This is a genomic window from Bacillus sp. ABP14, from assembly GCF_001831375.1.
In the GTDB taxonomy this organism is placed as follows: Bacteria; Bacillota; Bacilli; order Bacillales; family Bacillaceae_G; genus Bacillus_A; species Bacillus_A paranthracis.
This window is the reverse complement of the sequence record NZ_CP017016.1, coordinates 3438957-3453727: the sequence shown is the minus strand read 5'-3', so window position 1 is coordinate 3453727 and position 14771 is coordinate 3438957. Positions and strand designations below refer to the sequence as shown.

Annotated in this window: 15 protein-coding genes and 3 pseudogenes; 14 read left to right on the top strand and 4 right to left on the bottom strand. The window is 34.3% G+C overall.

What is annotated here, in order from left to right:
* Window positions 1-17 precede the first annotated feature (17 nt).
* Window positions 18-556 (top strand): annotated as a pseudogene (locus BGI23_RS17880) (histidine phosphatase family protein).
* Between the two features lie 324 nt (window positions 557-880).
* The gene (locus BGI23_RS17875; RefSeq protein ID WP_070806729.1) at window positions 881-1198 is read left to right on the top strand and encodes a hypothetical protein; all 318 of its coding nucleotides are present in this window, start codon (window positions 881-883) and stop codon (window positions 1196-1198) included.
* Between the two features lie 90 nt (window positions 1199-1288).
* Here the strand turns inward: BGI23_RS17875 and BGI23_RS17870 are convergent, their stop codons facing one another.
* On the bottom strand, window positions 1289-1927 hold the full coding sequence (locus tag BGI23_RS17870) for a YczE/YyaS/YitT family protein (protein WP_070806728.1): 639 nt from the start codon (window positions 1925-1927) through the stop codon (window positions 1289-1291).
* A 194-nt stretch (window positions 1928-2121) separates the two neighbouring features.
* Here BGI23_RS17870 and pepT point away from each other — a divergent pair, with 194 nt between their 5' ends.
* Entirely contained in the window at window positions 2122-3354 is a 1233-nt protein-coding gene (gene pepT / locus BGI23_RS17865; protein WP_070806727.1) for a peptidase T, read from the top strand.
* A 37-nt stretch (window positions 3355-3391) separates the two neighbouring features.
* Here pepT and alkA read toward each other — a convergent pair whose 3' ends face one another.
* The 3 genes from alkA to adaA are packed head-to-tail and all read right to left on the bottom strand — an operon-like array spanning window position 3392 to window position 5407.
* A complete protein-coding gene (gene alkA, locus BGI23_RS17860; protein WP_070806726.1) occupies window positions 3392-4303 on the bottom strand; it encodes a DNA-3-methyladenine glycosidase II in 912 nt (303 codons plus the stop codon).
* The gene (locus tag BGI23_RS17855) at window positions 4300-4830 is read right to left on the bottom strand and encodes a methylated-DNA--protein-cysteine S-methyltransferase (RefSeq protein ID WP_070806725.1); all 531 of its coding nucleotides are present in this window, start codon (window positions 4828-4830) and stop codon (window positions 4300-4302) included. The genes alkA and BGI23_RS17855 overlap by 4 nt, the downstream gene beginning before the upstream one ends.
* Complete coding sequence (gene adaA, locus BGI23_RS17850; protein ID WP_070806724.1) at window positions 4811-5407, bottom strand: bifunctional transcriptional activator/DNA repair enzyme AdaA; 597 nt, start codon at window positions 5405-5407, stop codon at window positions 4811-4813. Before adaA ends, BGI23_RS17855 begins: the two co-directional genes overlap by 20 nt.
* Window positions 5408-5484: 77 nt before the next feature.
* Here adaA and BGI23_RS27745 point away from each other — a divergent pair.
* The 11 genes and pseudogenes from BGI23_RS27745 to BGI23_RS27740 all read left to right on the top strand — a co-directional run.
* Window positions 5485-5622: pseudogene (locus tag BGI23_RS27745) on the top strand (exodeoxyribonuclease III); the annotation flags it as partial.
* A 299-nt stretch (window positions 5623-5921) separates the two neighbouring features.
* Entirely contained in the window at window positions 5922-6887 is a 966-nt protein-coding gene (locus tag BGI23_RS17845; RefSeq protein ID WP_001035495.1) for an iron-hydroxamate ABC transporter substrate-binding protein, read from the top strand.
* 27 nt (window positions 6888-6914) lie between these two features.
* Entirely contained in the window at window positions 6915-7922 is a 1008-nt protein-coding gene (locus tag BGI23_RS17840) for a FecCD family ABC transporter permease (RefSeq protein ID WP_070806723.1), read from the top strand.
* A complete protein-coding gene (locus tag BGI23_RS17835) occupies window positions 7915-8937 on the top strand; it encodes a FecCD family ABC transporter permease (protein ID WP_070806722.1) in 1023 nt (340 codons plus the stop codon). The genes BGI23_RS17840 and BGI23_RS17835 overlap by 8 nt, the downstream gene beginning before the upstream one ends.
* Window positions 8938-8951: 14 nt before the next feature.
* Complete coding sequence (locus tag BGI23_RS17830; protein ID WP_000025760.1) at window positions 8952-9773, top strand: ABC transporter ATP-binding protein; 822 nt, start codon at window positions 8952-8954, stop codon at window positions 9771-9773.
* A 16-nt stretch (window positions 9774-9789) separates the two neighbouring features.
* Complete coding sequence (locus BGI23_RS17825; protein WP_070806721.1) at window positions 9790-10617, top strand: alpha/beta hydrolase; 828 nt, start codon at window positions 9790-9792, stop codon at window positions 10615-10617.
* 308 nt (window positions 10618-10925) lie between these two features.
* Window positions 10926-11153, top strand: coding sequence for a hypothetical protein (locus BGI23_RS17820; RefSeq protein WP_044791641.1), 228 nt, complete (start codon window positions 10926-10928; stop codon window positions 11151-11153).
* Window positions 11154-11443: 290 nt separating this feature from the next.
* Window positions 11444-11746, top strand: coding sequence for a metal-sensing transcriptional repressor (locus BGI23_RS17815; protein WP_000509876.1), 303 nt, complete (start codon window positions 11444-11446; stop codon window positions 11744-11746).
* A gap of 203 nt (window positions 11747-11949) precedes the next feature.
* Window positions 11950-12156: a copper chaperone CopZ gene (gene copZ / locus BGI23_RS17810; RefSeq protein ID WP_000436971.1), complete on the top strand. Its 207-nt coding sequence runs from the start codon at window positions 11950-11952 to the stop codon at window positions 12154-12156.
* 95 nt (window positions 12157-12251) lie between these two features.
* The gene (locus BGI23_RS17805) at window positions 12252-14669 is read left to right on the top strand and encodes a heavy metal translocating P-type ATPase (RefSeq protein WP_070806720.1); all 2418 of its coding nucleotides are present in this window, start codon (window positions 12252-12254) and stop codon (window positions 14667-14669) included.
* A pseudogene (locus BGI23_RS27740) lies at window positions 14669-14761 on the top strand (GNAT family N-acetyltransferase); the annotation flags it as partial. The gene BGI23_RS17805 and the pseudogene BGI23_RS27740, both read left to right, overlap by 1 nt.
* Between the last annotated feature and the right edge of the window lie 10 nt (window positions 14762-14771).

Sequence of the window (14771 nt, the reverse complement as noted above, 5' to 3'; positions counted from 1 at the left end):
ATTTTCAAGGAGGAAGTATGAATACGTATATTTATATGGTTAGGCATGGTGAATCACCAAAATTAGATGGCGGTGAAAGAGAAAGAACACGTGGTTTAACTAAAAAGGGAAGTTTAGACGCTCATAGAGTAACAAATATATTAAAAACAGAGGGAATCGATACTTTCATTTCAAGTCCGTATAAGAGGGCTGTATTAACAATAGAAAAAACAGCTAATCTCTATGAAAAAGAAATATTAATATATGAAAACCTTAAAGAGTGTATCCACTTGTAAAGAAGATGTTCACTAATCCGGACTTTGCACGAACGGAAGGAGAGTCATATACGGATTGCCAGAGAAGAGTAGTGAAAGTATTAAAAGAAATCTTAATGGATTTTCAAGGACAAAAAATTGTAATTGGTACACATGGACTTGTCATGACACTCATGATGAATTATTTTGATAAGCAATATGGTTTCGAATTTTTAATGAATACGTCAAAACCAGATATATATAAGATGGAATTTAATGAAGAACAATTAATGAATGTAGAGAGATTATGGAAAGCGGAATAAAGTTGGTTGTATGGATTTTTTTGTAAAAGTTACTTTTATAGCAAAATCTTTTTTATTTCAATAGAAAGCATTTTTATCAACTATTTTTAGAATGTTAAATCAATAAGTAATTATTCAGTTTCTGAATAATATAATTGAAAGTTGGTTTAAGTAAACAATTTTAAATGTGACAAAATTCCAAACGATGGATTTCTATTCAATTGGAAAAAAAGATGTAGAATTTTGTCTTACGGTCTCCGTTTACTTTTCATTTCATTACATATAGGCTTTGTGTTGTAAAGGGAAAAATCGCCTTTACATAAAATCTATAAGGGGGACATTGTGATGAAAAAGATTAAAAAGTTTGCGGGAGTAGCTTTAGCGGGAACGATTGGATTAAGTGGACTACTGTTTTTAGAACCAAGTATAAGCGCTGCGGAATCACAGCAAGTGAAAGAGGAGAATTTCAATGCAATTGATGTATCGATGAATCTAAATGAATTATATGTATTAAGTGGCAGAAGCATTGATATTCTTTCTGGAGATAAAGAAGCAATTCAGCTAAATAAATACACAATTCGTTTTAGTAAACCTGGGAAGTACGTTATTAGGGTAAATGGTTGTATTTATAACGATGTATATACTTTTATTGTGAATGAGTAGCATATATTCTTAAATTGTGAGATGAAAAAGAAACACCCTATTTGCGGTGAGAATCGTAAATAGGGTGTTTGATTTGTATTAAGTTGTAATTTAAATATGCTCACTAACTTTATCTTTGTTTTGTAAAGTATGTAAAAGTGTTTGAAATACCTTAAATGATTGCTGAAAGATGGGACTTTGAATAAAAGTGTATAGAAAAGTTACGATAAAAACAGGACCACCGAGCATAAATCCAATAACTAGTACAACGCATTCTACAATGATTCGAGCACGGCTAATAGATAGACCTGTTTTGTCGGAAATAGTAAGCATGAATCCATCACGAGGTCCAGCACCAATTTCAGCCGCAACATACATACCTCCACCGATACCTGTAATGGCAATACCAGAAAATAAAACGAGTAAGTTTATCCATAAATAATCACTAGCGTTTGGAAGAATATTTGATTGTAAGAAAAAGTCCATAATGGGACCGATAAGTAGTGCATTTAAAAATGTTCCCACATTTATATATTTTCGATCTACTAGTAAAGAAATGAGAACGAGACATAACCCACATATGACACTCCACGTACCAATCGTCCATCCAAACCTTTGGTAGAGAGCCATATTTAAAACTTCCCAAGGATGTAAACCGAGAAATTTCACTTTGACTGCAAGAGCATTTCCAAGCCCAAAGAAAATTAACCCTAAGAAAAAAAGAAAATAGCGAAAGAGGGCTAGCTTCATCTTTCATACCTCCCATATTTATAATTATGTATGTTACATGTTAAAGTTTAAATGTACAAATATTATATCTTTTCAAATTTATTGTAAATCATTAAAAATGTGGATGGTATATAGATCTTTACAGTCAAAAAAGTTAAAATATTTCGTCTCAAGGATTATAATAGAAAAAGAAATATAAAAGGGAGTGAACGAGCTTGAAACAAGAACTTATTGAAAGATTTACGAGATATGTAAAAATTGATACGCAATCAAATGAAGAAAGTCATACAGTGCCAACAACACCTGGACAAATTGAATTTGGTAAGTTATTAGTGGAAGAGCTGAAAGAAATTGGGTTAACAGAAGTAACGATGGACGATAACGGGTATGTAATGGCAACACTTCCAGCTAATACGGATAAGGATGTTCCTGTAATCGGTTTTTTAGCCCATTTAGATACAGCAACAGATTTTACAGGAAAAAATGTAAAACCACAAATTCATGAAAACTTTGACGGGAACGCAATTACGTTAAATGAAGAGCTAAATGTTGTGTTAACACCAGAACAATTCCCAGAGTTACCATCTTATAAAGGCCATACGATTATTACAACTGATGGTACGACACTTCTTGGAGCAGATGATAAAGCCGGTCTTACAGAAATTATGGTTGCAATGAATTATTTAATACATAATCCGCAAATTAAACATGGGAAAATTAGAGTTGCCTTTACGCCGGATGAAGAAATTGGCCGCGGCCCAGCGCATTTTGATGTAGAAGCGTTTGGTGCTTCATTTGCTTATACGATGGATGGAGGTCCATTAGGTGGTTTAGAGTATGAAAGCTTTAATGCTGCAGGTGCTAAGTTAACGTTTAACGGAACGAATACACATCCTGGAACAGCGAAAAATAAAATGCGTAACGCAACTAAACTTGCTATGGAGTTTAATAGCTATTTACCAGTAGAAGAGGCACCAGAATATACAGAGGGTTATGAAGGATTCTATCATTTACTTTCTTTAAATGGTGATGTTGAGCAAAGTAAAGCGTATTATATTATTCGAGATTTTGATCGTGAAAATTTTGAAGCGCGTAAACATAACGTTGAAAATATTGTGAAGCAAATGCAAGAGAAGTATGGACGAGATGCAGTCGTTTTAGAAATGAATGATCAATACTATAACATGCTTGAAAAGATTGAACCAGTGAGAGAAATTGTTGATATTGCATATGAGGCAATGAAAAGTTTAAATATCGAACCAAATATTCATCCGATTCGCGGTGGAACAGATGGATCACAATTATCGTATATGGGATTACCAACCCCAAACATTTTCACAGGTGGTGAAAACTATCACGGTAAATTTGAGTATGTTTCGGTAGATGTTATGGAAAAAGCTGTTCAAGTTATTATAGAAATTGCAAGAAGATTTGAAGAACAAGCTTAAAAAAGAACCAAGTAGTGCAAAAACGCTACTTGGTTTTTTAGTATAATACTCGCCACAAATAAAAAGTTGCGTAAGACTCCCAGTTGATCCAATTTGCCGCAAAATCTTTTATTTCCTGTTTAGTCGGTTTACTTTTAGAACCTGTTATATATTTAATTGCATTGTGCAAACCAACATCGTCAATTGGAAAAGCGGAAGGGAATCGTAAACAGCGCATTAAAACATAGTGAGCAGTCCACGGACCTATACCATGTATAGCAGTTAATTGTTTTTCAGCAATCTTTACATCTTGTGTTTGTAGTAAAGATTCTTTTGATAGTTTTCCTTCTGTAATAAGCTTTGCAATACCGATTAAATAATCACACTTACTAGTGGTCATTTTTAAGTTTTTGAGATCCTCTACGTGTAAATTGGCAATTGTTTCAGGAGAAGGGAATATCCAATGCTTTCTATCGTTCCATTCTACATAACTTCCAAATGTCTCGACTAATCTTCTTTTTAGTGTATAAGCATATGTGAGGTTAATTTGTTGCCCGATAATTCCCCAGGAAAGTGCCTCAAATAAGTCTGGAATACCTAAAGTACGAAGGCCATAATATTGTTCAATTGGTCTTTGAAGGAGTACATCATGTTTAGCTAATGTATAAAAGGGAGCTAAATCAGTAGTTAAATCAAACCATTCAGTTACATAGTTAGCTACAGCATCGTGTATCGGTTTTGCAGAGATATAGGCTTCTCCTAAAAAACGTATTTGAATAGTATCATCCGCATTCATACTAATTTCAACTAAAGGATTTACATCGTGAACAGGGATAACTTTATAAATTTTGTTATCTTCAATGTGGAACATACATTCATTGTTAGAACGGGATAGATAGCGTAAATTTTCTTGAAAACTAAATTCTGTTGGAACTGTTAAAGTTAATGCGTTACTATATTCGGCTGTCATATGAATTCCACCTGTAATTTTTCTAATGCAAGCAATTCTTTCTTCATTTCTAATCCCCCTCTAAAACCAGTTAGTTTACCATTCTTTCCAATAACACGGTGGCAAGGAATCGTAATGAGAATTGGGTTGGCAGCAATAGCAGACGCAACGGCACGTACCGCTGTAGGTTTTTGAATTCTATCTGCAATTTCTGTATAAGAATATGTTTTTCCATAAGGAATTTCACGTACCGTATTCCAAACAGATAATTGAAATGCAGTTCCGTAAGCATCGATAGGGGATGTAAAGGTTTCTCTCTTGTTTTCTAAATACTCGATAATTTCTTTTGTATATACTTGTAAGTAATCTGGACTATGGATCAATATATGTTGAGGCAATTTTTTTCTAGCCCATATATTTACTTCTTCAAAGGTTTCGTTTTGTGATCCAATGAAACATAGTCCAGTTTCAGTTGCAGCAATATGAAACTTCCAATTTGCATGTGTAAGTAGCGTCCAATATATATAATTATTTTTGTAAGAATTCATTATTGTATCCCTCTTTTATTTCATTCTTTTTTCGATATTCAGTAGGGGTAAATCCAGTTTTCTTTTTAAATAAAGTTGCGAAATATTCTGGGTTTTCTATCCCGACGGCAGTACTAATTTCTTTAATGGGTTGATTTGTGTGTAAAAGGTGTTCTGCTGCTTTAACAATTCTGAACTGCTGTATATATTCTATCGGACTTATTCCTATCATTTTTTTGAAAGTGCGTTGTAAATGAAAGGGGCTACCATGGCACATTTCCGCAAGTATGTCTAGAGTTAATAATTCATCAAAGTGTTTTTCGATATACTCTTTAATTTGTTCTACCCACTCTTCATTAGGTAAAGTGAGCCCATTTGGTTTACAACGTTTGCACGGGCGAAAGTTTTCACTTAATGCTTGCTCTGCATGATGAAAAATTCGTACATTGTTTTTATTCGGTATTCTTGATTTGCATGACGGTCGGCAAAAAACCCCGGTTGATTTCACGGCATAAAAGAATTTGCTATCATAGGAAGAATCATTATGAATAATTGCTTGCCAATGCTCATTTGTTAACGTAACTCTTTCATTGTGCAAAGAACATCACCTCTGAAATTAGTATAACCTGAATAAAGTGTGTATGTATGTATTCATAAATGTAAGAGCAAGATTACAAAGGTGAAAATATTGGATGGCGTTTAGATTATTTTGTTGTTTCCGAGAGAATGAAAGACCAAATAACAGCGGCGAAAATTAATAGTGAAGTAATGGGGTCAGACCATTGTCCAGTTGAATTACATATAAATTTCTAAAAAAAGAAGTATCTACCTAACATTAGGCAGATACTTCTTTTTTAATTCAGTTTGTTAAAATTTTTCAAATCTTTCTTGAAATAATTGCATATTAAATATATACTTAGTAACGATAATCATTATCAATGAAAAAGATTATCAACGGGTGAGGTATAAAAGAATTATAGCTTAGGGGAAGTGAACGAGAATGAGTTCTGGATAGAATTATTAATCTAATAAAATATATATGTAGGACAAGTTTCATATAGTTAAATTTTATTGAGAATATAGTTTGGAAATTCGAGAGGAGATATTTAAAGATGAATAAGAAGTTATTTACATTAGGTATGGTAACAGTTTTAAGTGTAGGACTAGCAGCATGTAATAGTGCGGATAAAACTTCAGGAGAAAAAACTCAACAGACAAAGGCTAGTGAGACGAAAAAAGACGAAAAACGAAAAATTACATATTTAGGTAAAGAATATACAGTGCCAGCAAAAGTAGATAAAATTGCAACAGCTAGTTTAGAGTCAATGGAAGATGCAGCAGTACTTGGAATTAAACCAGTTGGTGCGATTACGGTTGGTGGTAAATTACCAAAGTATCTGGAGAAAGATTTAGAAGGTGCGAAATCTGTTGGTGAGAAAATGCAACCAAATTTCGAAACATTACTTCAATTAAAACCAGACGTTATTACATCTAGTACGAAATTCCCAGCAGAAACAGCTGAAAAGTTTACGAAAGTAGCTCCTACATTCCCGGTATCACATGTTTCAACAAATTGGGAAGATAACTTAAAGTTAATGGGAGAATTAACTGGTAAAAAAGATAAAGCAGAAAAAATTATTAAAGATTACAATGCGGACGCTGAAAAAGCAAAAGCAAAACTAGGAGATAAGTTAAAAGACAAAAAAGTCCTTGTAATCAGACTAAGAGCAAACGAATTATTCCTATACCCAGAAGGAGTATACTTCAACCCTGTAATTTATAAAGATCTTGGATTAACTGTTCCAGAACAATTGAAAACTGTAAAAGCACAAGAGAAAATTTCATTTGAAAAACTTGCTGAACTAAACCCAGATTATATTTTCTTACAATATGAAACAACTGAAAATAAAAACCCGAAAGTGCTAGAAGAAATTGAAAGTAATCCAATTTGGCAAAGTATGAATGCTGCGAAAGAAAAGAAAGTATTTGTAAACGTTGTTGATCCAATGGCACAAGGTGGTACAGCTTGGAGTAAAACAGCATTCTTAAAAGAAGCAGTGAAAAATTTATCTAAATAATACAATAAGTAAGGTGCGTTGAATGATATGCAGAAAACGAATGCGGTACCAGTAACCATTTTATGTATAGCACCCGTATTGATTTTATTTACAGTTATACTTTCTGTATTATATGGTGCGAAAAACATCGATGCTCAAACAGTGTGGAATGCATTATTTCATTTTGATTCAAGCGATGTAAATCATAATATTATTATTACTTCACGTTTGCCAAGGGTAGTTGCAGCTCTTTTAGTTGGAGCATTTCTAGCCATATCAGGAGCACTTATGCAGGGGATGACAAGAAACTATCTTGCATCCCCTTCTATTATGGGTGTGACGGATGGGGCAGTTTTTGTTATTACACTTTGTATGATTTTTCTTCCGGGAATGTCATCGATTGGTATGGTTGTATGTTCAATGATTGGTTCTGCATTAGGAGCCGGTATCGTATTTGGTTTTGGTTCGCTCCTTCAAAATGGTTTATCGCCAGTTCGGTTAGCGATTATTGGGACAGTTATTGGAACATTTTTAAGCAGTGTGTCTGCTGCAATGGCTTCATACTTCCAAATTTCTCAAAATGTTAGTTTTTGGTTTAATGCAAAATTAGACCAAGTAGACCCTAATATCATTAAAATTACGATACCATTTGGGATAATTGGAATAATTTTAGCACTGTTAATATCAAAATCTATTACGATTCTCTCTTTAGGCGAAGAAGTTTCTATTAATCTAGGGCAACGTACAAAACTAGTTAAAGCGATGGCAATTTTATCAGTTATCTTTTTAACAGGAACGGCAGTTGCTTTAGTGGGGAAAGTTGGTTTTGTAGGTTTAATTATTCCGCATATTACTCGCTTTATAATTGGGGTAGATTATAAGTGGATTTTGCCATGTGCAGGCGTTATTGGTGGCGTTTTTCTAGCGTTATGTGATGTTTTAAGTAGATTTGTAAACTATCCATTTGAAACACCGATTGGAGTCGTTACCTCCTTAATTGGAATTCCTTTCTTCCTTTATTTAATCCGTACAAGAGGAGGAGAGAGACATGCTTAAAAGTTCAAGTCAACGTTTTGGAATGACGATGGGGATTATTATATTTTTAATACTATGTGCTATTTATATTAGTTTAACGAATGGTACGTTTGACATTACGATTACAGATGTATGTAAAACACTCCTTAGAATAGATCCAGTACCAGACCATGATTTAGTTATTTATGAGTTTCGTCTTCCGCGCATCGTAATTGCTGGGTTAGTAGGATTAGGCCTAGGCGTTGCGGGTGCTGTTATTCAAGGTATTACGAGAAATGGATTGGCAGACCCGGGTATTTTAGGAGTAAATGCCGGAGCAGGAACAGCAATCGTCATCTTTATGTTTTTCTTTCAAGGACAATTAAAGAGCACGGACTGGGTTTCTATTATGATGATGCCAATGTTTGGTTTAGTTGGCGGATTAGGTGCAGCTATTATCATTTATCTGTTTTCTTGGAAAAATGGTAAGTTAGATTCGCAGCGTCTTTTATTAACAGGGATTGCGATTGGATCAGGATTTGGAGCCTTTTCTATGTATTTATCACTCAAAATGAAGTCAACTGATTTCGAGATGGCTGCAGTTTGGGTGTCAGGCAGTATATATAGTGCAAACTGGAAGTATATTATTGCAATGTTACCGTGGCTTATCATACTAATTCCACTTATACAAAAGAAAGCTTATTTATTAGATTTATTTCAATTGGAAGAAACGAGTATTACAAGTTTAGGTGTTTCAGTAGAAAGAGAGAAATCAATTTTACTATTAAGTAGTATCGGACTTGTAAGCGCATGTGTTGCAGTTTCAGGAAGTATTGGTTTCATCGGATTAATGGCACCGCATATAGCGAAAAGACTTGTCGGTATTCAGCATAAGCATATCATTCCTACGTGCGGAGTAATTGGAATGTTTCTTGTAATTGCTTCAGACTTTATTGCAAAAACAGTTTTCACACCTGTAGAGTTACCAGTTGGAATCGTTATTTCTATTGTCGGTGTACCTTATTTCTTATATTTACTTTATAAGGCGAAAGCGTAAGAGGAGGAATAAAAGTGAGTATTTTAAGTGCGAAAAATTTAGAAACAAGTTATGAAAAGCTTACAGTGTTTCGCGATTTAAATGTGGAAATACAAGAAGGAAAAGTAACGACAATTATAGGACCAAACGGGTGCGGTAAATCAACACTGTTAAAAACAATGGGAAGAATTTTAAAGCAAAAGAGTGGTAAAGTATATTTGCAAGGACAGGATTTACATACAATTCCAACGAAAGAAATTGCGAAGCAGTTAGCGCTACTTCCGCAAACTCCAATTGCACCAGGAGAGCTTAAAGTAGAAGAATTAATTTCTTATGGACGTTATCCACATCGAAATAATGTAAATAAGTTAACTTCAAAAGATAAAGAGATGATTGACTGGGCATTAGATATAACGAAAACTTCTGAATTTCGAACGAGACAAATTGCAAATTTATCAGGTGGTCAACGACAAAAGGTATGGCTAGCGATGGCTTTGGCACAAGAGACAGAAGTGTTGTTATTAGATGAGCCAACTACATATCTTGATATGTCTCATCAATTAGATGTATTACAAATTGTGGAGAAATTAAATAAAGACCATAATTGTACGGTCGTTATGGTATTACATGATATTAACCATGCAGCAAGGTTTTCAGATGAAATTATTGCAATGAAGGAAGGGGAAATTGTTACAACTGGTAGTCCAGAAGAGATTATTACAAATGAAGTATTAAAAGAAGTATTTCATATTGATGCACGTGTCATGATTGATCCATATAATGGGTCTCCTGTTTGTTTCGGTTATGATAGCGTTGTATCTCAAGAAGAAAAAGTAGAAATATATGTAACGAGTTAAGAAGGGGGGATATAAGATGAACACTACGATTGAAAAACAGCAGATTATAACATCTAATACTGAACAGTGGAACATGTATTCAAAATTAGATGGTAAGGAATATCAAATTCATATTTCAAAACCGAGACAACCAGCACTGGATTCAGGATATCCTGTCATTTACGTATTAGATGGTAATGCCTTTTTTCAAACATTCCATGAAGCGGTTAAAATACAATCAGTTAGAGCAGAAAAAACAGGTGTTTCACCAGCCATTATAGTAGGTATTGGTTATCCAATCGAAGGGGCGTTTTCAGGTGAAGAAAGGTGTTATGATTTTACGCCTAGCGTAATTTCAAAAGATGCGGCTTTAAAACCAGATGGTAAACCTTGGCCTAAAACAGGAGGAGCACATCATTTCTTTACTTTTATTGAAGAAGAATTAAAGCCGCAAATTGAAAAGAATTTTGAAATTGATAAAGGAAAACAAACATTATTTGGGCATTCACTAGGTGGTCTATTTGCTTTACATATATTATTTACAAACGTAAATGCCTTTCAAAATTATTTTATAAGTAGTCCATCTATTTGGTGGAATAACCAATCTGTGCTTGAAAAAGAAGGAAATCTTATAAATGAATTAAACAATGCAAAGGTTAAAACAAGAGTATTTCTTACAGTTGGTTCACTAGAACGAGAGCATATGGTTGTAGGTGCTAATGAATTGTCAGAGCGCCTTCTCCAAGTAAAACACGATCAGTTTCGGTTTACGTTTTATGAGGCTGAAGGGGAGAATCATGCATCAGTTGTGCCGACTTCTTTAAGTAAAGGATTGAGATATATTAGTTATGTATCCATTGATTAAACGGCTAGTGATTTGAGTGAATCTAGGTTAGTTAGTGGAACGATTGTTAATAAAATGCAAACAAAAGGCTATGGAGAAATTCTCCATAGCCTTTTGCTTTGAGAAGTAGAATTGTCCTTTTTGAAAGTTTTGTTTCAACTTTTCGTCTAAAGAGACAAAAAGTTGTCACAATTCGGTCACAATTAGCATAAACATAAAATAGACGAAATGAACTTATTTCCAAAAAGGCTTAGTTTATTTTCATCATGATTCGTAGAGCTGAAAAGCATGGATGAAAAGTTCACTATATTCTCAAGGAGGTAGATCGTATGAAAACTATTCTCGCTATCGCTGGACTTATTTGGGTTTTATCGCATGGTATCCCAATTTATGAAGGAGAACAAATTCGCAGTGCTCTAAATAAAAATTTTAATGAATATCATATCATTGATCGGCAAGATAACGTTGTGACAGTTCGTGTAAATGACTGTTTTCATACGGTAACCGTTGAAGGAACTTCAGTAGTGAGTGATACAAAAGCATGTGATCAGCAATAATTATATATAGGAAGAAAAAGTCTCAATTTACATGTGTGAAGATTGAGGCTTTTATATTTGGGAATGAATAATAAGCGGGGATGGACAACCCTCGCTTATTATTGTTTTTTGAAAAAAGGAAAGGGTATAATGAAAATTAAGACTGAGAAGCTAACAATGTGTTAAGAATAATCATAAAGTGGAAATATACTCATATGGGGTATCATGCATAGATATTTAATGCTATAATTGGTATACTCGTAAAAGTAATTGTTTTATTGGATGAAGAGAAACTTTAAGAAGGTGATAATATGGGGCATAAAGAGCATGAAGCAGTAACACATAGATCAGAAAAAGAAAAAGAGCAAATTATAAATAGATTGAAGAGAATTGAAGGGCAAGTTCGGGGTATTCAAAATATGATTGAAAATGATCGGTATTGCGTGGATATTTTAGTGCAAATTTCAGCGATTAATGCAGCGATGAAAAAAGTAGGAATGGGTGTATTAAAAAACCATACAAGTCATTGTGTTTCAGGTGCTATTAAAGATGGAAATGGTGACGAAGCAATTGAAGAATTAATGACAGTATTTGAACGTTTTTCAAAAGCGTAAAAACAAGCTAGTATGTAACTGGCTTGTTTTTTTGTTTATCTTTATATAGGATTTCAAGGTATGGATGTGAAAAAGTGTATGTAAAATAAAGTTTTAGAAAATAATTGAAAAATCATGATACAAAACCATTGATTACCTTAGGGGGGTATGGTAAGATGTAATTGTGATTAACAAACAATGAAGAAACAAGAGGAGGATTTTAAATGGAACAGTTAACATTACAAGTTGAAGGTATGTCTTGTGGACATTGTGTAAATGCTATCGAAAGCAGTGTGAAAGAACTAAATGGTGTTGAGCAAGTAAAAGTTCAATTAGCAGAAGGAACTGTTGAAGTTATTATCGACTCGTCAGTTGTAACATTAAAAGATATCGTTGCTGTAATCGAAGATCAAGGATACGATGTTCAATAATTATTTTTAGATATGGAAATAAATCGTACTTTATAGGAAGTACGATTTATTTTGCTAATAATTATACCTCATAAGGGTATATAGAGGTGAGAGACATGAATGAACAAAAAGAGGCCAATCTTCAAATATCAGGAATGACATGTGCAGCATGTGCAAATAGAATTGAAAAAGGTCTAAAAAAAGTAGAAGGTGTTCATGATGCAAATGTAAATTTCGCACTTGAAAAAACCAAAATAATGTATGATCCCCAAAAAACAAATCCGCAACAGTTTAAAGAAAAAGTTGAATCGTTAGGATATGGAATTGTAAGTGATAAAGCTGAATTTACTGTTTCAGGAATGACATGCGCAGCATGTGCCAATAGAGTAGAAAAGCGTTTAAATAAGTTAGAAGGTGTGAACGAGGCAACAGTAAATTTCGCTTTGGAATCGGCTACAGTAGATTTTAATCCTGATGAAATTAATGTAAATGAAATGAAAAGTGCAATTGCGAAATTAGGATATAAATTGGAAGTGAAATCAGATGAGCAAGATGGATCAACTGATCATCGCTTACAAGAAATTGAGCGACAAAAGAAGAAGTTTATCATTTCGTTTATTTTATCATTCCCGTTACTGTGGGCAATGGTAAGTCACTTCTCATTTACATCGTTTATTTATTTACCTGATATGCTTATGAACCCTTGGGTGCAGCTAGCTCTTGCAACGCCAGTTCAATTTATCATTGGTGGACAGTTTTATGTTGGGGCTTATAAAGCGTTACGTAATAAAAGTGCTAACATGGATGTTCTTGTGGCACTTGGAACGTCGGCCGCCTATTTCTATAGTGTATATTTAAGCATTCAATCTATCGGTTCTTCGGAACACATGACAGATTTATATTTTGAAACGAGCGCGGTACTTATTACACTAATTATTTTAGGGAAATTATTTGAAGCAAAAGCAAAGGGACGTTCATCAGAAGCAATTAAAAAGTTGATGGGTTTACAAGCAAAGACAGCTACAGTTGTGCGAGATGGAACAGAAATGAAAATTTTAATCGAAGAAGTAGTAGCTGGTGATATCGTTTATGTAAAGCCTGGTGAAAAAATTCCGGTAGATGGTGAGATTGTAGAAGGAAAGTCAGCAATAGATGAATCGATGTTAACAGGTGAAAGTATTCCAGTTGATAAAACAATTGGGGATGTAGTAATCGGTTCTACAATGAATAAAAATGGATTTTTAAAAGTGAAAGCAACTAAGGTAGGAAGAGATACTGCATTAGCTCAAATTATTAAAGTAGTAGAAGAGGCTCAAGGTTCAAAAGCTCCTATTCAAAGGGTAGCAGATCAAATTTCAGGTATTTTCGTACCGGTTGTAGTTGTGATTGCTATTATTACTTTTGCAGTGTGGATGCTATTTGTTACACCTGGTGATTTTGGCGGAGCACTTGAGAAAATGATCGCTGTACTTGTTATCGCTTGTCCATGTGCATTAGGTCTTGCAACGCCTACATCTATTATGGCGGGATCAGGAAGATCAGCAGAGTATGGCATTTTATTTAAGGGCGGGGAGCATTTAGAAGCAACGCATCGATTAGATACGGTTATTCTAGATAAAACAGGTACTGTGACAAACGGGAAGCCGGTGTTAACAGATGTAATTGTAGCAGATGGATTCCACGAAGAAGAAATACTACGTTTAGTAGGTGCGGCAGAAAAAAATTCTGAACACCCACTTGCGGAAGCAATTGTAGAAGGAATTAAAGAAAAGAAAATTAATATTCCAAGTTCAGAAACGTTTGAAGCGATTCCTGGATTCGGTATTGAATCAGTTGTAGAAGGGAAACAATTATTAATTGGTACACGTCGATTAATGAAGAAATTCAATATTGATATTGAAGAAGTTTCTAAAGCGATGGAAGCGCTAGAACGAGAAGGGAAAACAGCAATGTTAATAGCAATAGATAAGGAGTATGCTGGAATAGTAGCCGTTGCGGATACTGTAAAAGATACTTCAAAAGCAGCTATCGCACGACTGAAAAAAATGGGTCTAGACGTTGTGATGATTACAGGAGATAATACACAAACTGCTGAGGCAATTGCGGGGCAAGTTGGTATTGATCACGTAATTGCAGAAGTATTGCCAGAAGGAAAAGCAGAAGAAGTGAAAAAACTGCAGGCAAATGGTAAGAAAGTAGCGATGGTTGGAGACGGGATAAATGATGCTCCTGCTCTTGCTACAGCAAACATTGGTATGGCAATTGGAACGGGAACGGATGTAGCGATGGAAGCAGCGGATATAACGTTAATCCGCGGTGACTTAAATAGTATTGCTGATGCGATATTTATGAGTAAAATGACGATAAGAAATATTAAACAAAATTTATTCTGGGCATTAGCTTATAACGCGTTAGGAATTCCAATTGCGGCATTAGGTTTCTTAGCCCCTTGGGTTGCTGGAGCAGCAATGGCATTTAGTTCTGTATCGGTCGTATTAAATGCATTACGATTACAAAGAGTGAAGTTAAAATAAGTAAAAGCTTTATTTGCATAAAGGAACAAAAGAAACAGCATAATGGTCAGATTTTTATTAATTATGTAATGAAAAAAATAGCCCTCTCGTAAACGAGAAGGC

Coding starts and splice junctions, on each gene's coding strand:
- BGI23_RS17875 (WP_070806729.1), top strand. CDS start 881: ATGAAAAAGATTAAAAAGTTTGCGGGAGTAGCTTTAGCGGGAACGATT.
- BGI23_RS17870 (WP_070806728.1), bottom strand. CDS start 1,927: ATGAAGCTAGCCCTCTTTCGCTATTTTCTTTTTTTCTTAGGGTTAATT.
- alkA (WP_070806726.1), bottom strand. CDS start 4,303: ATGACAGCCGAATATAGTAACGCATTAACTTTAACAGTTCCAACAGAA.
- BGI23_RS17855 (WP_070806725.1), bottom strand. CDS start 4,830: ATGAATTCTTACAAAAATAATTATATATATTGGACGCTACTTACACAT.
- BGI23_RS17845 (WP_001035495.1), top strand. CDS start 5,922: ATGAATAAGAAGTTATTTACATTAGGTATGGTAACAGTTTTAAGTGTA.
- BGI23_RS17840 (WP_070806723.1), top strand. CDS start 6,915: ATGCAGAAAACGAATGCGGTACCAGTAACCATTTTATGTATAGCACCC.
- BGI23_RS17835 (WP_070806722.1), top strand. CDS start 7,915: ATGCTTAAAAGTTCAAGTCAACGTTTTGGAATGACGATGGGGATTATT.
- BGI23_RS17825 (WP_070806721.1), top strand. CDS start 9,790: ATGAACACTACGATTGAAAAACAGCAGATTATAACATCTAATACTGAA.
- BGI23_RS17820 (WP_044791641.1), top strand. CDS start 10,926: ATGAAAACTATTCTCGCTATCGCTGGACTTATTTGGGTTTTATCGCAT.
- BGI23_RS17815 (WP_000509876.1), top strand. CDS start 11,444: ATGGGGCATAAAGAGCATGAAGCAGTAACACATAGATCAGAAAAAGAA.
- copZ (WP_000436971.1), top strand. CDS start 11,950: ATGGAACAGTTAACATTACAAGTTGAAGGTATGTCTTGTGGACATTGT.
- BGI23_RS17805 (WP_070806720.1), top strand. CDS start 12,252: ATGAATGAACAAAAAGAGGCCAATCTTCAAATATCAGGAATGACATGT.